This is a genomic window from Acinetobacter sp. LoGeW2-3, assembly GCF_002688565.1.
Classification (GTDB): domain Bacteria; phylum Pseudomonadota; class Gammaproteobacteria; order Pseudomonadales; family Moraxellaceae; genus Acinetobacter.
On sequence record NZ_CP024011.1, the window covers coordinates 1,862,738 to 1,889,690 of the forward strand.

26 protein-coding genes are annotated in these 26,953 nt (G+C 43.5%); 16 read left to right on the forward strand and 10 right to left on the reverse strand.

Annotated features, from left to right (window positions below; all coding sequences use genetic code 11):
* Positions 1-52: 52 nt before the first annotated feature.
* Complete coding sequence (gene chrA / locus BS636_RS08910) at positions 53-1,261, reverse strand: chromate efflux transporter (RefSeq protein WP_099338430.1); 1,209 nt, start codon at positions 1,259-1,261, stop codon at positions 53-55.
* A 122-nt stretch (positions 1,262-1,383) separates the two neighbouring features.
* On the opposite strand from chrA, the gene BS636_RS08915 reads away from it, so the two are divergent.
* The 7 genes from BS636_RS08915 to BS636_RS08945 all read left to right on the forward strand — a co-directional run bounded on the left by BS636_RS08915 (position 1,384) and on the right by BS636_RS08945 (position 7,288).
* Positions 1,384-2,385: a patatin-like phospholipase family protein gene (locus BS636_RS08915; RefSeq protein WP_099338431.1), complete on the forward strand. Its 1,002-nt coding sequence runs from the start codon at positions 1,384-1,386 to the stop codon at positions 2,383-2,385.
* Between the two features lie 344 nt (positions 2,386-2,729).
* Entirely contained in the window at positions 2,730-2,906 is a 177-nt protein-coding gene (locus BS636_RS16290; RefSeq protein ID WP_171266002.1) for a hypothetical protein, read from the forward strand.
* 296 nt (positions 2,907-3,202) lie between these two features.
* A complete protein-coding gene (locus BS636_RS08925; RefSeq protein WP_099338433.1) occupies positions 3,203-3,724 on the forward strand; it encodes an acyl-CoA thioesterase in 522 nt (173 codons plus the stop codon).
* Between the two features lie 132 nt (positions 3,725-3,856).
* Positions 3,857-4,414 carry a TetR/AcrR family transcriptional regulator gene (locus BS636_RS08930; protein ID WP_099338434.1) on the forward strand — a complete coding sequence of 186 codons (558 nt, stop codon included), beginning with the start codon at positions 3,857-3,859 and terminating at the stop codon, positions 4,412-4,414.
* A 37-nt stretch (positions 4,415-4,451) separates the two neighbouring features.
* Positions 4,452-5,639, forward strand: a complete 1,188-nt coding sequence (locus tag BS636_RS08935) for an MFS transporter (protein WP_099338435.1) — start codon at positions 4,452-4,454, stop codon at positions 5,637-5,639.
* Between the two features lie 13 nt (positions 5,640-5,652).
* Positions 5,653-6,546 (forward strand): LysR substrate-binding domain-containing protein, encoded by an 894-nt coding sequence (locus BS636_RS08940; protein ID WP_099338436.1) that lies wholly within the window; start codon positions 5,653-5,655, stop codon positions 6,544-6,546.
* Between the two features lie 124 nt (positions 6,547-6,670).
* Positions 6,671-7,288, forward strand: a complete 618-nt coding sequence (locus BS636_RS08945; protein WP_099338437.1) for a glutathione S-transferase family protein — start codon at positions 6,671-6,673, stop codon at positions 7,286-7,288.
* 73 nt (positions 7,289-7,361) lie between these two features.
* Here BS636_RS08945 and BS636_RS08950 read toward each other — a convergent pair whose 3' ends face one another.
* Positions 7,362-8,966 (reverse strand): bifunctional 3-(3-hydroxy-phenyl)propionate/3-hydroxycinnamic acid hydroxylase, encoded by a 1,605-nt coding sequence (locus BS636_RS08950; protein ID WP_099338438.1) that lies wholly within the window; start codon positions 8,964-8,966, stop codon positions 7,362-7,364.
* 367 nt (positions 8,967-9,333) lie between these two features.
* Entirely contained in the window at positions 9,334-9,570 is a 237-nt protein-coding gene (locus BS636_RS08955) for a hypothetical protein (protein ID WP_099338439.1), read from the reverse strand.
* A gap of 398 nt (positions 9,571-9,968) precedes the next feature.
* Between BS636_RS08955 and BS636_RS08960 the strand changes: the two genes are divergently transcribed.
* The 5 genes from BS636_RS08960 (at position 9,969) to BS636_RS08980 (ending at position 14,754) form a co-directional block, all read left to right on the forward strand.
* Positions 9,969-10,991, forward strand: coding sequence for a CobW family GTP-binding protein (locus BS636_RS08960; protein ID WP_099338440.1), 1,023 nt, complete (start codon positions 9,969-9,971; stop codon positions 10,989-10,991).
* A gap of 81 nt (positions 10,992-11,072) precedes the next feature.
* On the forward strand, positions 11,073-11,603 hold the full coding sequence (locus tag BS636_RS08965) for a YaeQ family protein (RefSeq protein ID WP_099338441.1): 531 nt from the start codon (positions 11,073-11,075) through the stop codon (positions 11,601-11,603).
* 87 nt (positions 11,604-11,690) lie between these two features.
* Positions 11,691-12,314, forward strand: coding sequence for an MgtC/SapB family protein (locus tag BS636_RS08970; RefSeq protein WP_099338442.1), 624 nt, complete (start codon positions 11,691-11,693; stop codon positions 12,312-12,314).
* Between the two features lie 80 nt (positions 12,315-12,394).
* A complete protein-coding gene (locus tag BS636_RS08975; RefSeq protein WP_099338443.1) occupies positions 12,395-12,733 on the forward strand; it encodes an FKBP-type peptidyl-prolyl cis-trans isomerase in 339 nt (112 codons plus the stop codon).
* Between the two features lie 173 nt (positions 12,734-12,906).
* Entirely contained in the window at positions 12,907-14,754 is a 1,848-nt protein-coding gene (locus tag BS636_RS08980) for a diguanylate cyclase domain-containing protein (protein ID WP_099338444.1), read from the forward strand.
* Here the strand turns inward: BS636_RS08980 and BS636_RS08985 are convergent, their stop codons facing one another.
* Complete coding sequence (locus tag BS636_RS08985) at positions 14,755-15,222, reverse strand: GNAT family N-acetyltransferase (RefSeq protein ID WP_099338445.1); 468 nt, start codon at positions 15,220-15,222, stop codon at positions 14,755-14,757.
* Positions 15,223-15,630: 408 nt separating this feature from the next.
* Here BS636_RS08985 and BS636_RS08990 point away from each other — a divergent pair, with 408 nt between their 5' ends.
* The 3 genes from BS636_RS08990 (at position 15,631) to BS636_RS09000 (ending at position 17,262) form a co-directional block, all read left to right on the forward strand.
* Complete coding sequence (locus BS636_RS08990; protein WP_099338446.1) at positions 15,631-16,119, forward strand: hypothetical protein; 489 nt, start codon at positions 15,631-15,633, stop codon at positions 16,117-16,119.
* 205 nt (positions 16,120-16,324) lie between these two features.
* A complete protein-coding gene (locus BS636_RS08995) occupies positions 16,325-16,597 on the forward strand; it encodes a hypothetical protein (RefSeq protein WP_099338447.1) in 273 nt (90 codons plus the stop codon).
* 167 nt (positions 16,598-16,764) lie between these two features.
* A complete protein-coding gene (locus BS636_RS09000; RefSeq protein WP_099338448.1) occupies positions 16,765-17,262 on the forward strand; it encodes a DUF2505 family protein in 498 nt (165 codons plus the stop codon).
* 64 nt (positions 17,263-17,326) lie between these two features.
* Here the strand turns inward: BS636_RS09000 and BS636_RS09005 are convergent, their stop codons facing one another.
* Positions 17,327-18,607 (reverse strand): MFS transporter, encoded by a 1,281-nt coding sequence (locus BS636_RS09005; RefSeq protein WP_099338449.1) that lies wholly within the window; start codon positions 18,605-18,607, stop codon positions 17,327-17,329.
* A gap of 341 nt (positions 18,608-18,948) precedes the next feature.
* Here BS636_RS09005 and def point away from each other — a divergent pair, with 341 nt between their 5' ends.
* On the forward strand, positions 18,949-19,425 hold the full coding sequence (gene def / locus BS636_RS09010; RefSeq protein WP_099338450.1) for a peptide deformylase: 477 nt from the start codon (positions 18,949-18,951) through the stop codon (positions 19,423-19,425).
* A 7-nt stretch (positions 19,426-19,432) separates the two neighbouring features.
* Here def and BS636_RS09015 read toward each other — a convergent pair whose 3' ends face one another.
* The 5 genes from BS636_RS09015 to BS636_RS09035 all read right to left on the reverse strand — a co-directional run bounded on the left by BS636_RS09015 (position 19,433) and on the right by BS636_RS09035 (position 26,270).
* On the reverse strand, positions 19,433-19,876 hold the full coding sequence (locus tag BS636_RS09015) for a YbjQ family protein (protein WP_099338451.1): 444 nt from the start codon (positions 19,874-19,876) through the stop codon (positions 19,433-19,435).
* 3 nt (positions 19,877-19,879) lie between these two features.
* Entirely contained in the window at positions 19,880-20,236 is a 357-nt protein-coding gene (locus tag BS636_RS09020) for a YbjQ family protein (protein ID WP_048882385.1), read from the reverse strand.
* A gap of 113 nt (positions 20,237-20,349) precedes the next feature.
* Positions 20,350-21,810: a multidrug efflux RND transporter AdeIJK outer membrane channel subunit AdeK gene (adeK, locus tag BS636_RS09025; protein WP_099338452.1), complete on the reverse strand. Its 1,461-nt coding sequence runs from the start codon at positions 21,808-21,810 to the stop codon at positions 20,350-20,352.
* The gene (locus tag BS636_RS09030) at positions 21,810-24,989 is read right to left on the reverse strand and encodes an efflux RND transporter permease subunit (RefSeq protein WP_099338453.1); all 3,180 of its coding nucleotides are present in this window, start codon (positions 24,987-24,989) and stop codon (positions 21,810-21,812) included. Before BS636_RS09030 ends, adeK begins: the two co-directional genes overlap by 1 nt.
* A gap of 12 nt (positions 24,990-25,001) precedes the next feature.
* The gene (locus tag BS636_RS09035; RefSeq protein WP_099338454.1) at positions 25,002-26,270 is read right to left on the reverse strand and encodes an efflux RND transporter periplasmic adaptor subunit; all 1,269 of its coding nucleotides are present in this window, start codon (positions 26,268-26,270) and stop codon (positions 25,002-25,004) included.
* Positions 26,271-26,953: the final 683 nt, after the last annotated feature.

The following is a 26,953-nucleotide window of genomic DNA, read 5'->3' on the forward strand; positions in this document are numbered from 1 at the left end:
ACCTGGTTGAACAAAAAGCCCCGAACATTCGGGGCTTTTTTATGAATACGGTTCACCAGAAACTAAGATAGCTGTAATAGGCTGCAAAGCCTGCAATTAAGCTAAACCAGAGGGGAAGTTTGGAATGCATCAGATAAATCATCACCACCACAAATAAAATATCTTCCCAACGTTTCAGATAACTTTGTCCAAGTTGCAGCACCAGATAAAGCAACAGACCGACAACTGCCGCATTAATTCCTGCCACAGCATGACGGATCACTGCTTGCTGCATCAGCCAGGACCAGTAAGGTAGAGTGGCAAAAATCAATAAAAATGACGGCAGGAAAATAGCCACAGTCGCCAGTAGGGCATTTAGCCAAAGCTGATCCGTCCAGTCTAATAAAGCGCCAAGATAGGAAGCGAAACTGAACAATGGGCCGGGCATCAACTGGGCAAAGGCATAACCCAGGTCAAAAGCTTGTGCACTGACCAGCTGGGTGCTGACAAAGTCCTGATGAAGTAATGGTAAAATTACATGTCCACCACCAAATACCAATGAACCTGTCCGATAAAAATCGCTAAAGAAGCCCAGTTCAAACCAATGCAAATACTGGATCAGCAGCGGAATAGCTATAAAGGGCAGTAAAAAGGCAATCAACCAGTAAACAGCATGCTTTTTCTGAACATAGGTGGTTTCTAGGCTGACATTTTTCACTTGAGCCGACTGTAACAGTACTTGACTTTGAAATTTGCTAATCGCAATACTGATCAATCCGGCGAGCAGAATCACCAAAACCTGGTTAAAGCTGAGTGGAACGACTGCCAGAAAAATCGTGGCAGCGATCATCAGGCTATATTGCCACCACGACTTACAGAAGCTCCGCAACATTTGCCAGAATGCCCAACTGACCACTGCAAATACAATGAGCTGGATTACATGAAAGCTATATGAGTTTAAAATATAAAAGTAGCGTTGTCCGAGTAAGGCAACCAAAGCCATTAAAAAGGCAGATGGTAAGGTAAAACCTAACCAGGCCATCAAAGCGCCGCTATAACCCCGTTGCATATAACCGATGCCGATACCCACTTGGCTGCTACTCGGTCCTGGCAGTAATTGCGCCAGTGCCACCAGTTGCTGATATTGTGCGTCATTCAACCACTTTAACTGGCCGACCATCTTACGATGAAAAAACACCAGATGTGCAGCAGGTCCGCCAAATGAAGTGCATCCAAGTTGCAGGAAAGTCAGAAAAATCTGATAAAGGGTAGGTGACTGCATGACGACATAAGGTTAAATAGGGATAAGTGGTTCAAACTGTATGACAAATTTACGAAATTCAACAGTTAAATTAACATGGTGTTTATACACTATGCAGCTAATGAAATGAGGAAAAGTGCTGTATGCGGAAATATGGGTTGAGCTTCATCATGCTGGGACTGTTCGGTTTGGCTGGCTGTCAGAGCATGCCTGATCAGCGCGTGATGGCAGTGAATGCAGGTGTTCAATCCAAGCAAATACTGCAAAGCACAGCACAGGCACGTCCGAACAAAATCGATTTTCTAAAAATTAAAGCAACCGAGCAGCGTCCCGTGGTCGCTCTGGTTTTAGGCAGCGGTGGTGCCCGAGGTTATGCGCATATTGGCGCAATTGAGGTACTGGAACAGGCAGGTATTCAGCCTGACATGATTGTTGGAACCAGTGCTGGCAGTATCGTGGGTTCTATCTATGCCAGCGGTAAACCTGCGATTGAATTGCGCAATATTGCACTGAGCATGAAAGCCAATGATGTCCGTGATTTCCGAATTGATCTAAAAGGCTTTTTTGATGGTAAAAAAGTCGAAGATTATGTCAATCTTCAGGTCGACAATGTTCCTTTACAAGACTTAAAAATTCCGATGTTTGTGGTGGCGACAGACTTAAAAGAAGGCAAGAAAGTCGTCTTTAATTATGGTAATACTGGTCAGGCAGTTCGTGCATCAGTTGCGATTCCGAGCATGTTCATTCCGACCATGATTGAAGAAAAAGAATATGTTGATGGTGGTCTGGTCAGCCCGGTACCTGTTGATGTCGCACGCGAATTAGGCGCAGATATTGTCATCGCCGTTGATATTCTGGCACAGCCGATTCATACTGAAACCACCAACGTCTGGGGCTTGTTTAACCAGAACATCAATATCATGCAGAAGCGGCTTGCCACTGAGGAGTTAAAGCATGCTGATGTGGTGATCCAGCCGGACTTGCGTGAGAAAGGTCATATTTTTGATGTGCGCGGCAGAACCATGACCATGGAAGCGGGCATTGAAGCGGCACGTGCAAAATTGCTTGAAATTGAACAGGTCTATCAGAAGCATGATTATGCGCAAGGACATCAAATTCCACAGTTACTGGCTCATGAAAAATAATCTCTAAAATATCCATTCAATTAAAAAACCCTCTTTGATAATCAATGAGGGTTTTTTAATCAAAATACTTAAAGAATAATAAAAATCACTTATAAGAAAATGTCGATCTATAGAAAATATTAACTCAGCGTTATTAAGTATATATTAACAAAAAATGATCGGTGCTAAAAATATAAGCTACTGAAATTTAAATAAATTACTAAAATTGATACATTGGAAAAGTGTATTTTTTTATAATTTTATACGGTTATTTATATACTTAAGTTTATCAATTGTTTAAAAATCTAATGAGTCATGTCAGAATGCAATTGATGAAACAAACCAGATCAAATCTAGGGTGGCTTATGAATAACCTTGAAGTTGGGCAGCAGGTCAAACTGGCTCAGTTTGAGCAATACATCTTTAAAGTAACCGCTGCACATCAGGATGGAACCTATACCGTGGAAACTCAACTCGACGGTCAGCAGGTATTAAGTTATCAAAATGTCGCTCAGGAAATGTTAAGAGTAAGTGCTGATTAAAAGATCAGTATCAGAATTTATCCATGTGGTCTGATCAAAACAGCATGGATAAATTCTTGCTTCAATCTATCTGCTGATTATTCATCATGAAAATAATAAATGAACAGTGATCTTCAGAAATACATAGTTTGCGGAATATAAATTAATCACCCTGTATTATATTTATTTCTGTATGAAATCATTTTACATATAAATAATAATGATGCATTTTTTGCCGAATAGAACATTTAATTAACAGTAAAAACGATATAATAATGTGCTTATATCATTGTCATTCAAAGAGTTCAGAGAAAGCGATGGCCCCATTAGATCAAATTGCACCAGCTTCAGACGATCAGTCAGAATTAACAATGACCGTTCTTATGACGCCAGACATGGCGAATTTTTCAGGAAATGTCCACGGTGGTACCATTCTGAAATTGCTGGATCAGGTTGCTTATGCCTGTGCGAGCCGCTATTCAGGCAGTTATGTGGTTACGCTGTCCGTGGATAAGGTAAATTTTAAAGAACCTATTCACGTGGGTGAACTGGTAACTTTCCTGGCAAGTGTGAACCATGTGGGTCGTACTTCGATGGAAATCGGGATTCGTGTAGAAGCACAGAATATCCAGAAACGTACTGTGCGTCATACCAATAGCTGCTATTTCACTATGGTTGCTGTCGATGAAAATGGTAAGCCACAGCATATTCCACCATTGAATCTGGACAATGACTGGAAACGTTGCCGTTTTGAAGCAGCTGAACAGCGTAAGATTGCCCGTTTGCAAGAAAATCATCATCCTTCTTGCAGCATTTATAAGAAATCAGCACACAGCTAATTTTTATAAAGTGAAGAAGACCTCTCTAAATGGAGGTCTTTTTTTTACCTATGCTTTTAATACAGGCTGGTCATAACTATATAAATCCCTTAGAATGAAACGATACGTATCGTTTCGATTTGATAAATTAAGATGACACTGGAAGAAAAAAGCTCACGTCGGCAGGAATGTATTCTGCAAGCCGTGGCAGAAGCCCTGACTGAACATGAATATCATCAACTCACCATTGAAGATGTCGCTGCACGGGCTGGGGTAGGGAAGTCCACGATTTACCGTTGGTGGAAGCATAAGTCTGAATTGGTTTTAGATACCTTTAGAGCACATACTGCTGCTATTTTTGATCTGGATTTCTCCAAGTCACTGGAAGATAACCTGATACAGCAATTAATCCGGCTCTCTCAGGCGCTGAACCATCCAGTCGGGCGGGCGTTGTTGGTAGTAATGGCGAATCATCGTGAACTGGCAGGGGAATTTTTTACCCAATATCTGCTACCGCGTCGAGAACAAATGCGCAGCTTGATCCAGCAATCCGTTCAGCATGGAGAAATCCGTGCGGACTATAACTTTGAACTGATGCTGGACAGTCTGTATGGACCGATCCATTACCAGATCATCTTTTTTAATAAGATGCCGGATGAAAATTATATTCGCGCACTTGTTGCCTTGATCTTACAGCCTACAAGACCTTAGGCCTGATTTTAGACTTTTCTGCACATAGTTGGTTTTTATGTCTAGCACCACAGCTCCTTTATGGAATCGCTCATTTATTCTGTGCGTACTGAATAATTTATTTCTGTTTACCTATTATTTTGCCCTGATTGCAATTCTGCCAATTTATATCACCACCGAATTGGGTGGGACGGTTAAAGAAGCAGGTTTGGCTTTGACCTTGTTTCTGGTATCTTCGATTGCCATTCGTCCTTTCTCTGGTCTGATTACTGAAAAACTAGGCAAGAAATTTGCGATGCGTGGTGCAGGACTACTATTTGCGCTGTTTGCCTTTAGTTATCTGCTAATTGACAGTATGAGCTCGCTCTTGGTCGTGCGTTTTCTGCATGGTATCTGGTTCAGTATTCTGACCACAGTGACCGTTCCGGTGGCGAATGACTTTATTCCAGATCAGCGTAAAGGCGAAGGCATGGGCTATTTTGTCATGTCGACTAATCTGGGCGTAGTGTTCGGTCCGCTGATTGCACTGACTACTGTTCAATTCACCAGCTTTCAGATGCTCTTTGGTATCCTCGCCGTCCTGATCAGTTTAGGGTTGATCTTCAGTTTAATACTGAATATTCGGGAGCTACCTCAGGCTAAAGTAATAAAAGCAGAAAAATCAAAGTTAAGCTTACACGATATCCTTGAAACCAAAGTCTTGGCAGTGAGCTTTGTAGCCTTACTTACCGCATTTGCATATTCCAGTATTACCAGCTTTATTACTGTCTTTGCAGAAACCAAGCAGTTGTTAGCCTATGTCAGTCTGTTCTTTATTGTCTTTGCCGTCTCCATGTTGCTGGTGCGTCCTTGGGTCGGCAAGTTCTATGATCGCAAAGGTCCAGATGCTGTCATTTATCCATCTTTTATCTTTTTTGCCTTAGGTCTGGTACTGGTCACTTTAGTCAATAATCAATGGATGTTATGGCTTTCCGCTGTATTCATCGGTATAGGTTATGGTTCCCTGTTCCCATGTCTGCAAACTCTGGCAATTCAGGCGGTCGAGAAACAGCGTATGGGACATGCCATCTCGACTTTCTTTACCTTGTTTGATTTGGGTTTGGCAGTTGGCTCTGTGATGATGGGCATCTTTATCGCACATTGGGGTTATGAAACTACCTATATGCTGTGTGCGATTATAGTGATGTTAACCTTGCTGGTCTATCGACAAACCGTCTCCAAGCAACGAAAAAAAGCAGCGAACTAAGAGGGAAAGAAAGATGGAGCTTCGACATTTACGCTATTTTTGTATGGTCGCACGTGAATTGAACTTTACCCGTGCTGCAGAAAAGTTAAATACTGTACAACCTTCCCTGAGCCAGCAGATTAAAGATCTGGAATGTGAAGTCGGGGTCAAATTGCTGGAACGTTCTAACCGCAAAGTCGAGCTGACTGAAGCAGGACAGGTATTTCTTAAAGAAGCGTTGCTGAGTCTGGAACATGCCGAACGGGCAATTCAGTTGGCACGCCAGGTCGCAGAAGTGGAAAAAGAGCATCTGAATATTGGCTTTGTACCAGTGGCAGAAATGAAGATCTTCCCTTATATCATGCCGAATATCCGCGCACATTTTCCGGATTTAAAAGCGCAGTTTCATAGCCTGACTGATGCAGAACAATTTTCCTGGCTGCGTCAGGGCATGATTGATATTGCCTTCACCCGTTATCCAGACCCTGCCGCAGAATTTGAATCCATCAAGATTTTTGATGAACCTTTAACCCTGATCGTGCCGCGTAATTCTGATGTAATAGATATCCCAGCCTTAAGCATCAAGAATTTTGCAGGGCGTGACTTCGTGATTAGTGATGAACAGGCTTCACCCCAGCTGTTTACCATCATCCATGAATTTTTGAATAAAGCCGGTATCAAGGTGAATGTGGTACAGCATTCCACCAACATCTTATTAAATGTGAACCTGGTCGGGATGGGGGTGGGCTGGAGCTTGGTGCCATCTTATGTTATTCCTCTATTGGGTGAGAATATCGTGGTGAAAAAGACCATCGAACCACTACCGATGATTGGTCTGTACGCGTCTTATCGCAAGGATCAGAAACATGAGGTGATTCGCCTGATCCTGAAAGTGTTAAAAGAAAAGTTCTGTCTGAATCTATTTTAATTTAGTGGGACAAAGACTAGGAAAACTGACACATTGGATGAAATGATTGGTAGCACATCCTTACTGGTCTTGATCTGAAATAGCGCTATAGTCAGGGAATAAAATAAACAATAGGTTCACAATCATGATGACCTTATATAATAATCCGCAGTCTCGCGGCCTGACTTTGCTGCCTTTAATCAAAGAACTGGAGATTGAAGACCAGCTTGAGCAGATCGAAATTCCTTATCCTGAGATGCATCAGCCGGCTTATGAGCAGATTAATCCCATGGGCAAGGTGCCATGTCTTGTAGATGATGGCATTGTTATCTCGGAAATGGCGGCAATCTATGTTTATCTGACCGATAAATATCGAGAGAAAGGTCTGGCACCTGCTCTGGATGATCCTAAACGTGGGGCTTATTTGAAATGGATTTTCTTCTGCCATGGTCCTTTGACCGAATATATTGATATCAAGAATCTTAAGGTACCGCAGGCAGATATCGAACAAAACCGTAGAAGTCTGAGTTTTGGTCATGAAGCCTCTGTCTTTAGTTTTCTTAAGCAGGGGATACAGAAAGCAAATCCGTATTTACTCGGTGAGCAATGTTCGGCAGCAGATTTATATGTGGCTTATTGTTTGATCTTTGCCATTTCTTCCAAAATATTACCGCCTTTTGAAGAGTTCCCGCCTTTTTTGCAACAGATGGCGCGCCGTGATTCACTGAAAGATATTCCATGGTTTCAGCAATATCGGACTTAGTTTAAAATTTTGTTTATTTTCAACTATCAATAACAAAACCACGCCGTAGCGCGGTTTTTTAGACTTGGGTCAATTATTTGACATGAAGCTTTTTGAACAGCGCCTTACTTGTGCTTTCCATAGATTGAGGAATCGCAAGAGCTGCCATGAAGCGGTCTGGACGAAGAATTACGATTGAATCCTTGGTCTTGCCAAACCAGGTACGGATCTCTGTGCCGATATCACCAATGGTGATGACATCTTCATATTGCTTGCGCTGTGGATTAGACAGCTGAACTGCAGGAATCACTTGAATGAACTTCACTCCAAGTTTTTTCCACTGCTGCATGGATTCCTGGCTTAAGCCCCATTTCGGATCCACGCCCCAGGCAATGACCGCGAAATCGTTACCAATGACTTCATCAAGAAGTACAGTTTCACCAGATTCCAGCTGCACCTGTGGCTGAATGAACATTTTGCCAACCGGAGAGTCTTTCTGAGCGTTGGCCAGTAGGGCACCATCATGATACTTCGGCATTGGCTTAAAGCGCATTTCCAGCAGGTACTGTTTGATTGGCTTGATATAGTTCAATGCATAAGCAATCCCGTCACGAACAAAACCTTGCCATTTTTTCGGTGGTGCAAGAACATGGCCTGCCATCACAGAAAGATCAATCATCGCTTTAGCATGGTCCTTACGTTCTACTTGGTAAGAATCTAACAATTCATGGCTCGCTTTACCTTGGATCACTAATGCAACTTTCCAGGCCAAGTTAAAGGCATCACGCATACCGCTGTTATAACCTTGACCTTGCCATACTGGCATGATGTGCGCAGCATCACCTGCAAGCAGGATACGGTCAGCACGGAATTTATCAGCAATACGCGCATTATGGGTATAGACACGCTGACGGATCACTTCAATGCCATCAGTATTCGGCAAAACTTTAGACAGTAGTTTGGCAATATTTTCTGGTTTGCTGAGTTCTTCCTGTGTTTCACCTGGCATGACCATGAATTCGAAACGACGGATCCCGTGAGGTAGGGCAGCAGATACATACGGACGTACCGGGTCACAGCATAGGTAAATATGCGGTGTTGCCAATGGATCATTGTCGATATCAATCACGATCCATTGGTTCGGTGCAGTTTCACCTTCAAATGGAATATTAAGCGTACGACGGACATAAGAGTTACCGCCATCACATGCAATCAGATATTGTGCACGAACAACTTCTTCACCACCATCTTTGGTTTGCACATTCAAGGTTACACCTTCAGCATCCTGGCTGAAATGAGTCAGGTGACGGGAGAAAAGCACTTCAGTTTTCTTGTATTTTTTTAGGCCTTGTAGCAGGACATTGTCTACCTGTGGCTGAATAAAAGCATTACGACGAGAGAAGCCGAATTCACGTGTCAGCGGCTGGATATCCGCAAAACAACGACCTTTTGGCGTCAGGAAACGCATCGCATGATTTGGAGTAGTGTGCGGCAGAACTTGGTCCACCAGACCCAAGGATTGAATGGTACGCAATGATTCATCATCAATACCAACTGCGCGAGGGTAGTCAATCAGGCTGTCAAGTTGTTCAATAACAGTGACCTGTACGCCCTGTTTGCTCAGGTAGTTAGCAATGGTCAGACCTACCGGGCCTGAACCCAAGATAGCTACTTCAGTTGTGTAATTTGCATTGCTCATTGCAAGCTTCCCTTGAATCCGTCCAGAATTAAACTGATTAAGGGCTAAACCGAGGGTCTAAACAAGCTATGCCATAGTCGGTGTAATATAGCTAAAATGCATGATAGAAAAACGATAATATTTTTTATAATTTTGATAATTAATAATTTTTATAAATATCAACCATAGTCAGGAGTGATTTAATGATCACTATTCATTATGGTGAAAAGCAAAATGAATATAGAAAAATGGCTGAATGCACGAATATGCAATCAGCCATTTGTGACCTCTGTAGCGCATGGATTAGAAATCCACTGGAGAGTTACCCTACAGCAGCCATGCGTACCCACATAAATGGGTACACATGATTGATCAAAGCAAAACTGCCTTATTGAGCAGATGATGCTTTTGGTGTTTGAGTTGTAGGTTCAGCAGCCGCTTCAGAACTTGGTTGCTCTGTAGTAGCCGGAGCAGTTGCAGCTTGAGTTTCAGGAAGTTCCTGAGTACTCACCACAACTTTTTCTTCTTCAACGGTTGCTTTGCTGTCTGTAGTTTTTGTTGCTGCGAAGCTGGTTGCTGCTGCTGCGCTTAGCGTTGTTGCAAGTAGAATTTGAGCATAGTTCATGTTAGGCATCCTTATATGTTTTATTCAAAAGTAATGTATTGCGTTAACCATCACATCAACGCAACAGGGACTCATGCTAGGCGCTGAGAATTTATGCCGCAATTGTTTTAACAGAAGCTATAGAACAACGTATACGTTCGATATACAAAACTCATATTTATGTTTTAGTTAGGTAAAAATAGGCACTAAAAAGTGCATTAAAATGTTTAAAAATATTTCATTAATGCTTAAATTTTAAGCGGTTGTCAGCGATCAACTGGGGGTGAAAGTGGCAATAACTTACAAAATTGGCATTTTAAAGAGATCTTTTACCTAGTTTTTGATTTAACTCCCTGCAAGCCAAATGGCATTGTTATAATGTATCAATCCTTTGATTTTCATTCCTCTGTGAGCCAGCCTTGAAACTCCTTTCTCCTTCATCTGCAGTACCCGTGCATATTATTTCTGGTTTTTTAGGTGCAGGAAAAACCACACTGCTCAAGCATTTGCTCAGTCAAAAACCGGAAGGGGAAACTTGGGCAGTACTAATGAATGAGTTTGGTCAGATTGGCGTAGACCAAGCACTATTACCCCAAGATGAAGGCTATGCAGTCAAGGAACTACTCGGTGGTTGTTTATGCTGTAGCAGTCAGTTGCCGATGCAGATGGCATTGTCCCGATTATTATCCGAATCCAAGCCGGATCGATTATTTATTGAGCCGACTGGGTTAGGGCATCCGGCGCAGTTACTAGAACAACTCACAGAACCGCACTGGCAGACTCATCTGAAGATGCAAGCATTGGTCACAGTTGTGGATGGCTCACGTTTGCATGATCAGGCTTGGACCACACAGAACCTGTATGCAGATCAGCTCAAAGCTGCACATATTGTCATCGTCTCACATACTGATCTGATGACTGCAGAAGATCAGGCTAGTCTGAAGCAGCTGCAACAGGAATATCAGGCCTATGGGCAGAACTGGCTACTCAGCGCACATGGTCAGATTAATCTTGAACAGCTCAAGCAGGATTATGTTGGTTCTGCTCGTCAGATTCAGCCGTTGTTAAAACAGCAGCGTTCGCTTCGTGCAGATGAGGTTCCCGCGAAAGTTCAGCAGCTGCCTTATCATTATGTGGAAACTGCTCAAGGCTATGCCGTAGCTGGCTGGAAGCTGCCAAAGCGCTGGCAGTTTGATTTTTATAATCTACTCGATCTGCTTTGTGAACAACAGGATTGGCTACGCATCAAAGGGATTTTTAACACCAATCAGGGATGGAAAAGCTTTAACTTTAATCCGCAGCAGTTCAACTATCAGACTACAGAAGAAGGCATTGATAATCGGGTCGAGATTATCTACCAGACTGAACGTGATTGGCTGAATTTCGAAACTGCGCTGATGCAATGCCGGATTGATGCAGAAGCAGGACATTCTTTTCATTAAATTTTCTGGTATTGCTATAAATCTGTTCAGCAAGATCAATGCAAATCTTATATGCTAGGCGCCAAATTTGAGGATTGTGTTATGGCGCTTAAAGCAACGATTTACAAGGCTGACCTGAATATTGCCGATATGGATACCCATCGTTATGAAGATTTTCAGTTGACGATGGCACTGCATCCTTCGGAAACCGTTGAACGTCTGATGGTGCGTATTTTGGCTTATGCACGTTTTGCTGGCGAAGCGCTTGAATTTACCAAAGACCTGTTTGAAACTGATGAACCTGCGCTGTGGGAAAAAGACTTGACCGGCCAGCTAATGCAGTGGATTGAAGTCGGCTTACCTGATGAAGACAAGGTGAAAAAGGCGAGTGCACGTTGCAAGAAAGTTGCAGTGGTGGCTTATGGCACTTCTGTCGATGAATGGTACAAACGCAGTTCAAAACTGAAAACTTTATCGAATGTAGAAGTCTGGAAATTGTCTTCAGCCAGTACTGAAGCGGTACAACAGCTATGTGAACGTACTATGCAGCTGCAGCTGAACATCATGGATGGTGAATGGACCCTGATCGGGGACCAAGCGCAGGCTGTGATTGAGTGGGAACAGTTACAATAAAAACCAATAAGGATGCAAGTCTTAACTTGTATCCTCACCCCCAAATTTCGTATACCTGAACAGACTAATCAGGTCCAGGGATGAAGCATGTATCATGAACTTTATGATTTGCTGTTGGCAGTCGCGATTGGTGCAATTATTGGGGCAGAACGAGAATATCACAGTAAATCTGCCGGACTGCGCACCATGATCATGGTCAGTCTGAGTTCCTGTCTATTTACCATTATTTCCTTAAAAATTGGCGTAGCTAATCCCGATCGATTGGCTGCCAATGTCTTAACCGGCTTAGGTTTTTTGGGAGCCGGAGTGATTTTAAAAGATGATAATCGGATTTCCGGGATTACTACTGCAACGACCATCTGGATGACGGCTGCACTGGGCATGGCAGTCGGTGCAGGTTATGAGCTGTTAAGTGTCTGTGCAACGGTGATTGTTCTAGTTGTACTAGTGCTATTGGTCTATGTGCAACGCGGGATCGAAACTCTGAATCAGGAGCGGAACTACGAAATCGTCTGTCCGTTTGAGCAGCATGAACCGGATCATTATGAAAAGTTATTTAAAGAATACAAATTAAAAGTGATTCATTCCAGCCAGCAGAAAATGGACAACCAGATCACGGGTCGCTGGATCTTGATGGGATCTGCTAAAAATCATCAGAAACTCACCCAGTATTTATTACAGGATAAGAATATTCAGGAACTCAGCTTTTAATCCATTGAAAACTAAAGCCTGAGGAATTTGGCTTAATCCTGTTTATACTAGTGCTATTTGTAAAACGAAGGATATTGGCGATGACCAAAGAATTAGAAATCATTGACCTGGTGGTTGGTGAAGGTAAAGAAGCAGTAAAAGGTGCATTGATCACTACGCATTACACTGGCTGGTTGGAAGATGGTACCAAGTTTGATTCGTCGCTAGATCGTGGCAAGTACTTTGAAACTGTCATCGGCACTGGTCGCGTAATTAAAGGTTGGGATCAAGGCATTATCGGCATGAAAGTGGGTGGTAAACGTAAGCTGATTGTTCCTTCTCACCTGGCATATGGTGAACGTAAAATGGGAAATATTATTCCAGCAAATTCAAACCTGATTTTTGAAATCGAACTGTATGACGTTAAAACACGTGATTGATATCGCATGAGTTTCTGAATGGTTCATTCTTTCAGGAATTTAGAAGCAGGATAGCTCGTCGGTTATCCTGCTTTTTTATATGAAAAATTATTGGCAATATCCCATATTCCACGTACATTAGAACCGATAATAATAGGTACAGGATGTCATCCTTGTTCAGGTTTAAGGGGATTATGCTGTTGTTGGCATCGTGGTTGATGCTGATAGTTTTGAGTGGGATTGCACCTATGGTGTGGGCCCAATATGATGCTGCTCCGGAATCCTATTTCCTTACCCATCAGGGCGAAGTCACTGAACTCAGATTTGATCAAGATAGTACTACCTCTCTGCAAGGCAAATGGCAATTCTATCCACGTCAGTTTATTGAGCGCCCAGATCCTGAGCTTGAATCACAATCGGTAAAACTCCCTGCTTCATTTAAGACCCTGACCGGAACCAATGCCACCTATGGCACGTTTATTAGCCATTTTAAAATTCCCAAAGAATTTATTGGACATCGCTTAGCGTTACATATTCCGAGCCAGTATGGTGCATATAGCATTTATCTGAATGGTGATATTCTGCTGCATCTCGGTGAGATCAGTAAAACACCTGAGGGTCAGGTCACGGAAAGGTTGCCGAAGATTACTTCCTTTGTACCGCAAAATGAATATTTCACATTAAGCATTCAGGTGTCCAACTATACCCATTTGCATGGTGGACTGGAAAAGCCTTTGAAAATTGGACCATCCAGTACTATTAGCCGGCAGTTTATGCTGCAAATGATGAGTATCGCTGCGGTCTGTGGCACAGTGCTGGGTGTGGGGTTGTTTACCATTTTATTTTCTATGTTTCGTGGATCTGTGGAACGAAATAGCCGTAGTGTATTTATCTTTGGCTTATTTATTATTTTTTTAGCGCTACATAATCTGTTTTCCGCACCGCATCCTTATGCTATCGTAACTAAAATCAGCTGGCTATGGGGTGCACGCTTGGAATATCTGTTTACTTTCCTGGCGATCCTATTTTTCCTGAGCTACATGCACCTGTTTAAGCCACGTTATATCCATCGTTCAATATATTTCGTGGGTGCGGGCTTACTGATTTTTAATATGGCGGTGACATTGTTCAGCACGCCTGAAGTGTTTGAACCACTAGCGCTGTACTGTACTGCCTACGGTCTGGTGATCATTGGCAATTTCATCTACGGTTTTTATGTGACCCTTTCTCAAGGAGAGGAGTATTCGCGTACCAACCTGTTTGCCGTGATTTTTCTGTGCCTGACCTTTCTGAATGATTATCTGGTATTGCTGAATGTGATTGAGAGTGTACATCTGTCATTTATCTCGACCAGCTTGTATGCCTTGATCATCATGTTCCAACAATCCAGTAATTATGCGCATCATACTTACTATACTGAACGACTCAATTATAAGTTGATGGCGCTAAACAGTTCGCTGGATCAGAAAGTTCGCGAAAGAACAGAACAGCTGCATGAGCTGAATGCCAAACTGGAATATCAGAGCAAGGTCGATGCATTGACCGGGGCTTATAATCGACGTGCTTTAAACGAAGAAATTCAGCGTCTGTTTAATCAAACCATTCAACATCCTGAGCAAACTTTAACCTTTGCCATGATTGATGTGGATTATTTTAAAAAATATAACGATTACTATGGTCACTTGAAAGGCGATGAAGTGCTGCAACGTCTGGTTCAAGTGATTCAGTATGTTCTACCTGAACAAGGTTATCTGGCACGTTATGGCGGTGAAGAGTTTGCCATTTTGCTGCATGACATGCCTATTGCAGAAGCACGGGAAATTTTTGAATTGGTCCTTGTGGCAGTGCGTGCGGAACAGCTGGAACATGATAATCGCGATGACGAAAAAGATTATGTTACGGTGAGTATCGGGGTTGCCTATATGGATGTTCATCATCCTTATCCAGATATTCATATACTGATGAAAACTGCAGACCAGCATTTATATGAAGCCAAACTTGCAGGTAGAGATCAGATGAAAAGCAGGGCAGTTGCTGCCTGATCAGAACTGGGAATAGGTACTAGAGGGTAAAGCTTTGAACAGGCGAAGCGCAGGTTCATCCTGCATCTGTAGAGAAGTGTTCTGAAAACCAAGTTTAGTATAGTAGGGCAAGGCAGTTCGTGTAGTTTCAATTTCCAGGCGGTCAATTTTCTTAGGCGTAAGAGCATCCAGCATGTGATAGAACAACTGGGTGCCATAGCCCATGCGCTGCATACCACTACTCACATAGTGCATGCGGATTTCTCCCTGATCACTGACCATTAGAAAGCCCACCACTCTGTCATGTACGGTATACACCCAGCAGTCGTTATACAGCATTTCCACAATTAAGGTGGAATGAGTAAATGCTTCTAGCCAGGTTTGTATACGGGGTTCCTCACGTTGATGATCCAGCACACAAGTGCGAATACTGTCATGAACCACATGTACAATTTGCGGAATATCCTGAACCTTTCCTTCACGAATCATAAGGCAAATTTAACTAAACTAAATAATAACGAGTATTCATTTAGCAATATCTACAGTGTGAATGAAAGCCTGAGATTGTTATATTTTTAGGGAAATTTCCGACAAATAATTGCTTTATGCAGCGTTTCTGTGGCGCATTTGTGTGGCTTGTTTAAATTGTTAGACAGGCCGTATTGATTTTTATTCTCATTATTTCTAGGGCTGATTGTTTTGATTTACTGCACAAAGGTCTGCTTAAGAAATTATAAAAGCCATACCCTAAGTAAAAAATAAATTTTTTGAAATATCTTGAAATGACTAAAGTTGGGTATTTTTCAATCAATATGTTATGGTTTGTAAATGAACTGTAATTGAGTAGATCTGTAGATACAGATCGAACATAAGAAAAATGAAGAAGAGGCTCAGGCTATGGTCAAAGTAATGTTTTTCATCTGTAGTATGTTAGTGCTTTATGCCGGTTGGATGATCGCCTTTAAAATCTATAAAGCCCGCTATCATGGGCAGCGCTTAAAGCCTGAAACTTTACTGTCTTCTCAAAATCAAGCGCCTATTTCTGCAGCACCAAAGTTACATGAACTTGCTGTAACAGTAGATGCTTATGAATTAGAACTCTTTGATGATATCGCTAAAATGTTATTCAAGCAGCAGGCGATTATTACTGAACGAGCTCAAGCAGAAATCTTACAGCAGAAATGGTTAAACCGCATGCCACTACAAACCAACAGCGTGATCCGAAAAATGGATCTGGGAGAGTGGTCAATTTACTGGAATTTCTACGGTCAATCCATTGAGTATTATGTGGGACGTTACGGAGTCTTCTATACGCATGTGGATCGTAATGGAGAAGAACATCGACATGAACACCGTTTTGAGTCGGACCATGCACATTGTGCCTAATTGAAGATTTATGAATGATAACAAATCAGCTTTTTTGCTTGGTCTTCAACCTTTCCTAAATTTTATTATCCTTTCATTCTCTGCTCTTTAGCTTCTGCTGAAACTAACTTAGATGTTTGAGAAGTTTCAGTTATTTGTATTCCTCAGATCTATTATTCGCAGGCAGTGAGCGTGTTAAAATCTGCTTTTTGTCAGGAGCACGATAATGTTGATTGACTTTCGACAGGCTCAGTTGAATCGTTTCATACAACTCGGACAGAAAATTCAGGCACAGCCGCAGCAGTATCTTCAATTCGATTCAGTATCCGATTTTTATAAAGCCACCTGGCTGGATGATTTCCCTAAAGGTACGACCTGGTATACCTCAGGACTGGATGATGGTGCCGATGAGTTTGAAGCTGTCATTTGCTTTGCTGAAGCCAAGTTAATCATCAGTAGCGGTGCCGAAATTCGAGTATGGTTAAAGCTGAATGATTGACTTAAGTGCCTTCATATTCCTGAACATTGAATAATGACATCAGATCAGAAGTTCAGTTTAATACTGTCGATATACACCAAATATATTTGATCCTAAATTTGGCTTTATAATAAGCCTTCTCAATACATAGCCGCCTCCACAATTTAAAAAATAAAAAGGAAAACCACATGGCACATCAATTTACTGTAAAGGCAAATATCAATGGTATTTCTATTGATGAATTCAAGCGTCTGGTCAGTGATATCAGTATGCACGAAGCGGTCTGCCGCCGTATTCCAGCACAGAACATGGAGATTCTGGTCTCTGAGAAACAGGGTGAAATCTATACCCTGAAACGTGCATATAACTTGGACGTGAATATTCCAGATATTGCAAAAAAACTGTTACGTGATGCTTTCCGCCTGCAACGTACTGACATCAGTAATCTGGAACATTTGACGTCGACAGTTGAGCTGGGCGCAAACCTGCCAATCGAAGCGACTTGCCAACGTGCAGTAAAGGGCGATGAACGCCAGATTGAATTCCAGCTGGACTGGACGGTGAAAGTCAAAGTGCCATTAGTGGGTGGCATGCTGGAAAAGCATGCAGAAGGCGAAATCCGCAAATTTAGCCAGATTGAAATCGGTATTATTGAAGATGAAATTCGTAAAAGTCTGACAGCTTAAAACTAGATGACCAAATAAAAAGAGCCCATATTCGGGCTCTTTTTATAAGTATATTTTTTATTGATCAGCTTGCTGCTTTTTCAAATTTACTTCTGTAAATCAGGGCAGTGAACAGAGTCACCAGACATACGGTCCAGACATAGTACATTGCACCAATATTGCTATACAGGCTGAGCCATTGTACTAGTGGTAGGGTAATCCCGCCGGCAATCGCATACGCCAGGTTATAAGAGAACGAAATACCGGTAAAGCGGATCTGCGCCGGGAACATTTTCACCATGCTATAAGACACCATGCCAACTGTACCCGAGCTTAAGCCCAACAGCATGTACAGCATAAACACGGTTGATGGAGCGACATGCCCCAGGCTGTTATAGAAAATGCCAGCCATTGCTGCAACCAAAAGAGAACCAAACAGAATTACGCGGCCAGCACCAAAACGATCGGCCAGCACGCCCGCCAATATACAGCCGACCATTTGCATTACGATCGCGGCACTTTGCATTCTAAAGGCATCAGCACGTTCAAAACCAAAGGCACCAACGAGCAGGTTTGGCATGGCTAGAATCAGTACCACTACGCAACCTGTTAAGAACCAAGTAAATAGCATCCCGATTACCACACCGGTTTTATGCTTTGCCAGAACCTGTTTTACCGGTAATTCTTTTGCCAGTTCCTTTTTCGCCTGCATGGCTTTAAATACGGGCGTTTCTTTTAGGTAACTCCGTAAGTACAGCGCCACGAAACCAAAAATACCCCCGAGGATAAAGGGAATACGCCATGCCCAATCTTTAATTTCGGCTTCAGAAAACTGTAGGGAAATGAAGAGTGACATCAGCGCACCTAGCAGAATCCCGAGGGATAGACCTGCGGTGAGTACACCATTGGCAATCCCGATACGACGTTCAGGCACATGCTCAGAAACAAAGGTCCAGGCCGCTGGAATTTCACCACCAATGGCAATGCCTTGTAACACACGCATTAACAGTAAAAGAATTGGCGCAGCATAGCCAATGCTTTCAAAGGTCGGCATTACACCAATCATTAGGGTTGGAAGCGCCATTAACAGGATCGACAAACTAAACAGGCGTTTTCGTCCAATCAGATCACCAAAGTGAGCCATCACCACACCACCCAATGGACGGAAGAAATAACCGGCTGCAAAGATGCCATAGGTATTCAGCATAGCCCAGAAAGGACTGAGAGTGCTTGGGAAGAAAAGCTCAGAAATGAGCTTGGCATAAAACACATAGATGACGAAATCATAAAACTCGAGCGCGCCGCCCAGTGATGAAAGTCCAAGGGTACGTTTATCTGCTCGTGTCAGGCGCGGATGTGCATCCATGCTGAAATCCTTAATCCATAGAGTGGTATTTGATTGATTTTAAAAGAAGCATTTTTTGTTGAATAATCAATCTTTCTTTCATAAAGATAAACTAAAAGTTATAAAAAAAGCTATTTATAAAATGCTTTGGAATAATAAAAACTTAAATTGCATAGAGAGTTAAACTAAAAATCAGAGAGGATTTAGTATTTTTTTAATCACTGTTCATGTTCTCTATCATCATAAAACAATGGGTTTGAAGATTATCTCAGTGATATGGATTATAAAAATTCTGCTTTAGAACACGTTAAAACTGGATTATAAAGAATAGATGTACTGCCTTAAATAAAGAGGGATTCAACATGACTGTATTAACAGTTGCCAAGCAAGGTGAGGCGATTTTAGGGCTTGTCGCGACTACTGTAGCAGACTCTGAATTTGGCAGTGAGTGGTTATATCAGCTGAATAAAGCCATGATGGACACTATGCTGGATCGTCAAGGTGTCGGTATTGCAGCACCGCAAGTGTATATCTCTAAGCGGGTGATTATCGTCGCTTCACGTCCGAACTTACGTTATCCCGATGCGCCATTTATGGAACCAGTAAGCATGGTCAATCCCGAAATTTTGCATGCTTCTGAAACACAGGTTCAGGAGGAAGAAGGTTGCTTAAGTGTGCCGGATCAACGTGGTAAAGTTGCTCGTGCACAGGACATCTGGGTACGTTATTACACTATGGAAGGCGCACAAGTCGATGCTGAATTTAGTGGCTTTGCTGCACGGATCGTACAGCATGAAATTGACCACCTGAATGGGATTTTATTTACCGAAAGACTATAAAGTTTTTCTAGGACCTAAGCTTTTTAATCGCTGTGCCATAGGCAAATACTTCAACCATGCCACCTTGCATGCCAAGTTCCGTGGTACTTAAGCGCAATCCCATAATCTGAGTGGCACCGATTTTCTGAGCTTCACGCTTTAAGCGAACTATAGCTTCCCGACGTGCCCGCTCTACAATACTTTCATAGCTGATCAGACGTCCACCCAAGAGGTTCTGAATATTGGCGATCACATATTTAAAATAATCATGGGAAATTACCACATTCGAGCTAATCAGCTGTCCTTCAAATTCTGACGTGGCAAAACGATGCGTATCCAAAACAATATGGGCAAGTCGTGTTTCCTGTTCAGCCAGCTCTTTTAGGTGCTTCTGTTCATAATAACGGCCAAAGCCAAAACCGACCGAGAACAGAATGGCAAATACGACAAACTGAAAAATCAGGTTATCCATCGCTTAACCTGCTGAAGGGAAGGGATCAGGAAGTTTGGGAACATTCGGTTCCACCACAACTGCTGTGCCATAGACAAACAATTCGGATGCACCTTGTGCAATATTGGAAGTGGAAAAACGGATACCGACAATCGCATTAGCACCCATCTGGCGTGCTTTCTCAATCATACGGTTCATGGCTTCTTGACGGGATTCTTCTAACAATTCGGTATAGGCGGTCAGTTCACCTCCGACAATATTTTTCAAACCTGCCAGTAAGTCGCGACCAACATGTTTACTACGCACGGTACTGCCATAGACCACATCAATTTGACGGCTAATGACATGTCCCGGGACGGATTCCAAATTACTGAGTAGCATAAGGAAAAGAGTATCTGATTCTGATTAACTTTGAAGATAAGAAACTCCAGAATGAAAAGCAATAAAAAAAGCCCACCGAAGTGAGCTTTTTCAATAAGATCAAAAACCGAGACTTACTGCTGATTTGCCTGTTTGCGTTCAGCGGTAGATGGTGGGTATTGAATCGTATCTGTAGTATTGGTTTTTAAACCGCCACCTAAAGATTTGTACAATTCCACTTGGTTGTTCAGGTTTGCCTGTTCAAGCAATAACAGACCTTGTTCTGCCGCATACGAGGTACGCTGTGCATCCAATACGGTTAAGTAGCTGTCGATCCCTGCGCGGAAGCGGGCATTCGACAGGCGATAGGTAGTATTAGTTGCATCAACCAGACGACGTTGAGCCGCTAAACGGTCACCGATGTTCTGACGCACTGCAAGGGCATCGTTCACTTCACGGAAAGCAGACTGAATCGATTTTTCATAATCAGACAATGCAATTTGCTGGTCTGTTTCTGAAATTTTGATATTGGCTTTACGTGTACCCCAATCAAAGATTGGAATATCTAAGCTAGGACCAAGCGACCAAACGAAACTACCTGATTTAAACAGGTTGCTTAGGTCAGTTGATGCATAACCAGCAGAACCAGTCAGGCTGATGGTTGGGAACAAACGAGCACGTGCAGCACCAATGTTGGCACCTGCAGCAGACAGTTGATATTCCGCAGTACGGATGTCTGGACGGTTAACGAGCAGGTCACTTGGAAGACCTGAACCTAAAGCGGATGCCGTAGTAATCCGGGTCACACGATCAGCTGGCAATAAATTTGTCGGTACAGCTTGCCCGACAAGCAGATTTAACAGGTTTTGTGCCTGTGCCACCTGAGTCTTGTAGTTCGCAACATCATTACGTGCAGTTTCTACAGAGATTTGTGCCTGACGAACAGGAACTTCACTGTCGATACCCACATCGAAACGTTTTTTGTTGAGGTTAAAAGACTCAAGCTGCGTTTGCAGGGTTTGATTGGCAAGCTTCAAGTTGGCATTGGCGAATGAATAATTCAACCATGCCTGAGCCACTTGGCTGATCAGCGAGATTTGCGTTGCATCACGCGCACTCGCAGTTGCCAGATAAGTGTCTAGAGCATTATCTTTCAAACTGCGTACGCGACCCCAGAAGTCCAGTTCGTAGGCAGTCACACCTAGACCGACATTATAGGTCGTCGTTGCACCACGGCTCTGTGTGCTCATGGTGTCCTGACGCAATACGCTGCCACTGGCACCAATGGTTGGAAGCTGATTGTTTTCAGTGATCTGGTACGCTTGCTGCGCGCGCTGAATATTCAGCGCTGCAGTACGTAAATCGCGGTTATTGTTTAAAGCTAAATCAATAACTTGAACCAAGCGTTGATCAGCAAAAAAATCTTTATAACCTTGCTCAGCAACGGAAGTGCCTGAGGCAGAACCGATATAGCTTTGCGGAATGTCGGCTTGTGCCACGGGCTCTGGGCCACGCATGCTTTGACAAGCTGTCAAAGCAAGCGCAAGTGCAGAAACCGCAATGCCACGACCTGAAACAGACCATACTTTATGCATCACGAGGTTTGCTCCTGTTTATTTTGTTGTTTTGGTTTGTACTTGAAGACCGTCCGGATCCAGACATAGAAGACTGGAATAAAGAAGATACCCAACAGTGTTGAACTGATCACACCACCCAGTACACCATAACCTACCGAGTGCTGGCTACCTGCACCGGCGCCTGAAGACAGGGCAAGTGGAAGTACACCAAAACCGAAGGCCAAAGTGGTCATGATGATTGGACGCAAACGCATTTTTGCAGCATGCATTGTTGCTTCAAACAGTTCTTCACCTTGTTCCTGAAGTTCTTTCGCGAACTCTACGATTAAGATCGCATTCTTCGCAGCCAAACCAATCACGGCAATAATTGCCACCTGGAAGTAAATGTTGTTGGACAGGTTCGGATCACCTTTGATGATCATACCCAGGAAAGTCAACGTCAATGCACCAACAATACCCAATGGAACTACCAGCAGTACTGAGAACGGAATTGACCAGCTTTCATACAATGCAGCAAGACACAGGAATACGATCAACAGTGAAAGGGCATATAGGAACGGTGCTTGAGCACCAGATTCACGCTCTTCCAGAGACAGACCAGTCCATTCGAAGTCGAAACCTTGCAAGCCCATAGAAGGCAGTTTTGCAATGATTTCTTCCATCGCCTGCATAGCAGCACCTGAGCTGACACCTGGCGCTGGAGTACCCTGAATGTTCATTGATGATACGCCGTTATAACGCTCAAGACGAGGTGAACCATATACCCATTCGCCAGTTGCGAAGGTGGAGAATGGAACCATTTGACCCTGGTTATTACGTACATACCACTTGTTCAGGTCTTCCGGCATCATACGAGAATCAGATTGGCCCTGAACATACACTTTTTTCACCCGACCACGATCCAGGAAGTCGTTCACATATGAACCACCCCAGGCAATGCTCATGGTGCTGTTGATTTCAGAGATACTTACACCTGCAGCACCAGCTTGAGCTTGGTCCACAATAATTTTGTACTGTGGTGTATCTTCCTGACCATTTGGACGCACACCCATCAGGCGTTTGTCTTGTGCAGCCATACCGAGTACAGCATTACGTGCAGCCAGTAATTTTTCATGACCACCGCCGCTTGCATCTTTTAACTGCATGTTGAATCCGGCAGAAACACCCAGTTCAGGCATTGCAGGAAGTTGCAGTGGCATGATGTAAGTAGCATCTTTCACGATCATGTTGAGTGCCATACCACGACCGATAATGGCACCGATTTGTGATTCAGGCGTTGTACGCTCTTCCCAGTCTTTCAATTTGATGAAAGCCAGACCAGCGTTTTGACCAACACCCGTGAACGAGAAGCCAGCAACACTGAACACGGATTCGACACTGTCCTTTTCCTGATTCAGGAAGAAGTTGTTCATCGCATCAATAGTTTTGCCAGTACGTTCCAAGGTTGCATTTGGTGGTAACTGCACCAGTGTCATCACGACACCTTGGTCTTCATCCGGTAAGAATGAAGAAGGTAAGCGGACAAACAGGGCCACAATAATACCGATCACAACTGCATAGATCACACCAGAAATAATCTTATGGTGCGTCATGAAGTTCACGCCACCCTGGTATTTCACAGCAACCTTGTCAAAGCTTGTGTTAAACCAGCGGAAGAAGCGTGCTGCAGGGCTGTTGCTTGGTGCCTTGTTAGGATCATGCTGTTTCAGAATGGTGGCACACAGGGCAGGGGTGAAGGTTAATGCCACAACCAGTGACAATACCATTGCAGTCACAAGCGTAATCGAGAATTGACGGTAAATAACACCGGTTGTACCGCCGAAGAATGCCATTGGTACGAATACCGCAGACAGGACGGAGGTAATACCGATTAGTGCACCAGAAATCTGTTTCATCGACTTTTCGGTCGCTGCGACAGGGTCTAGATGCTCTTCCGTCATCACACGCTCGACGTTTTCCACGACAACGATCGCGTCATCCACTAACAGACCAATCGCCAATACCATTGCGAACATGGTCAAGGTGTTAATCGAGAAGCCGAAGATGTTAATGATGGCAAAAGTACCCAATACCACGACAGGAACCGCCATGGTTGGAATCAGGGTTGCGCGCCAGTTCTGCAAGAACAAGAACATTACCAGGAATACTAGCACTACTGCTTCAACCAGGGTATGTACTACCGATTCAATCGATAACTTAATGAATGGCGTTGTATCAAATGCCAGTTCATCTTTCATCCCTTGAGGATAGTTTTGACGCAGTTCTTTTAAACGTGCTTCTACTGCTTCTGCAGTATCCAGTGCATTGGCACCAGTCGCCAAACGGATCGCCACACCACCAGCAGGTTTACCCTGGAACTTGGATACGAACTGATAGTTGTCCGCACCCAGTTCAATACGTGCTACATCGCCCAAACGGACTTGTGCACCACTATTGGTGTTTCTTAGGAAGATATTTTTGAACTGTTCTGGTGTCTGCAACAGGCTTTGTGCAGTCACAGTTGCATTTAGCACTTGACCTTCAATCTGTGGCGCACCACCTAATTGACCCACTGCAACCTGCGCGTTCTGGGTACGAATCGCCTGAGCAACATCACTCGGTGTTACTTGCAGGTTTGCCATTTTGGCAGGATCCAGCCAGATACGCATGGCATAAGAACCACCAAAGACCTGAACTTCACCTACACCCGGAACACGGCTGAGCGGTTCTGAAATATTTGAGTTGACATAGTCTTTAATGTCGTCTGCAGTCAGGCTTTCATCTGGTGAATAGAATGCAACAACTTGCAGGAAGCTGGCACCTGATTTGGTGACACGCACACCTTGACGCTGTACATCTTCAGGCAGAAGGGCAGTTGCAGACTGTAATTTGTTTTGTACCTGAACCTGGGCGATGTTTGGATCGATCCCTTGTTCGAAGTTCAAGGCAATAGAAGCCTGACCGTTACCCGCACTGTTAGATGAGATATAACGCAGACCATCCAGACCATTCATTTGCTGCTCGATGATCTGAGTCACGGTATTTTCAACCGTTTCAGCAGATGCACCTGGATAAGTCGCAGAAACTGTTACCGTAGGCGGTGCAATGGTTGGATACTGGGCAATTGGCATTTTGCTAATCGTCAAAATACCTGCCAGCATGATCACCAGTGCAATCACCCATGCAAAGATGGGACGATGAATAAAGAATTGAGCCATAAACCTTACTCCTTATGCTTTAGCAGCAGGTTTTTGTTCAGATTGTTCTTTTGCATCATCCGCTTTTTTCGCTGCGCCAGGTTGTTGGGCAGCAGGTTGTGCAGCACCCTGCGGTGCAGCAGCTTGAGGCTGGTATGGTTTAGCCACGACTTGTTGTTCAGGTTTTACTTTCGCAATACCATCTACAATCACTTTGTCGCCCGGATTCAGACCTTCAGTCACGATCCAGTTTTGACCTTGAGAGCCAACCGTAGTTACATTACGGCTTTCCACTTGGCCTTTAGCATTCACAAGCATTGCAACTGCCTGGCCAGTAGGGGTACGTGTTAATGCCGCCTGAGGAATCAGGTAAGCATTTGGTACTTCACCCTGAACGATTTGCGCAGTGGCAAACATCCCTGGTAGCAACAAATGATTTTTGTTCGGGAATACTGCACGCAGTGTCACAGTACCGGTTTCAGGATTCACACTGGCATCAGAGAATGCTAGACGACCTTCAACAGGGTAGACGCTGCCATCTTCCAGTTTTAACTTCACACGGGTGTTGTTAGAGCTGTTCAGATCGCCTTTGCTCAACTGCTGACGAAGACGCAGCAATTCAGCACTTGACTGGTTAATGTCTACATAGATCGGATCTAGACGTTGAATTGTCACTAACGGATCTGGTTGGTTTGCAGTCACTAAAGCACCGGCTGTGATCGAAGAACGGTTGGTCTGACCAGAAATCGGTGCACGTACAGTTGAATAGCCTAAGTTGATTTCAGCATTACGCAGGGTTGCACGGTTCGCATTCAGGTCGGCTTCCGCCAGTTTTACCTGCGCTACGATGTCGTCATATTCCTGTTTAGAAATCGCATTTGTGCCCACCAATTGACGGTAGCGACCTTCTTTAACACGCAACACGCCCAGGTTTGCTTCAGCACGTGCAATTGCTGCACGAGCATTATCAACTGTAGCACGGTTAGTACTCGAATCGATTTCATACAGTGCCTGACCTTCACGGACATAGCTGCCTTCGCTGAATAAGCGTTTTAGCACTACGCCAGTCGCCTGTGGGCGTACTTCTGAAATCTCAAATGCTGTTGTGCGACCTGAGAGTTCAACAGACTGCTCAACGCTTTGTGGCTGTGCAACCAGCACACCAACTTCAGTCGGTGGCATTTGCTGTTGAGCACCAGCTGGCTGGCCCTCTTTCGGATCTTTGCTACAACCAACAAGCGCGATACTTGTTGCTAATGCGCAAGCAGTCAGGGCAGGTGCCCAAAGCTTTGCAGACATCATTGTTCCACCTCGATTAGATTTTTATCTAAATTTTTTATTCGTTAACGCACTGTATTTAATCAAAATTAAACACAATCACGAGATCCAAATAAAACTTATACTCCAGTCGGCTACTGCCTCTGGAGGAAACTGTACCCATCTCAGGGTTTTTAAATTCTTATGCCCATCACACCATCAGTTTATGAGGGAGATATTGCTGGCTGATGTAAATCACCGAGCGGCATAGCTGGAATGGGCCATCTGTATTATTCATTTAGTGAAAAAATCCAGAAAGCCGAACTCGGGCAAAGAGAACTTTAAATCGCCATTTGAGGACAATTCCTCCGAGAATTCCGACACATATAAAATTAAGTTTGCATACTTTTTATACCAAACTGGATTAATACACCAGCGTATGGCTAAAAGTTATACAAATGGCATGCCATCCATGCGCTTTATGGTACGGTTATTTCATCCAGACTGATCGTGGTATAACGCTTTATTTATTCAGCAACAAGTAAATCGAACTTACCAAAGGCTGAAATAGAGTGAGCGAACACATTGAAAAATCAAATAAAAATACCGGCAAAAAGCAACAGAAAGGACACGCCGAATATCCTTGTTCTTTCTAACCGATATGATATCGGTTAACCGTCTGCCCTGAAGTGTACTTGTCAGTACACTTTTTTTCAAGTGTGCGTAAT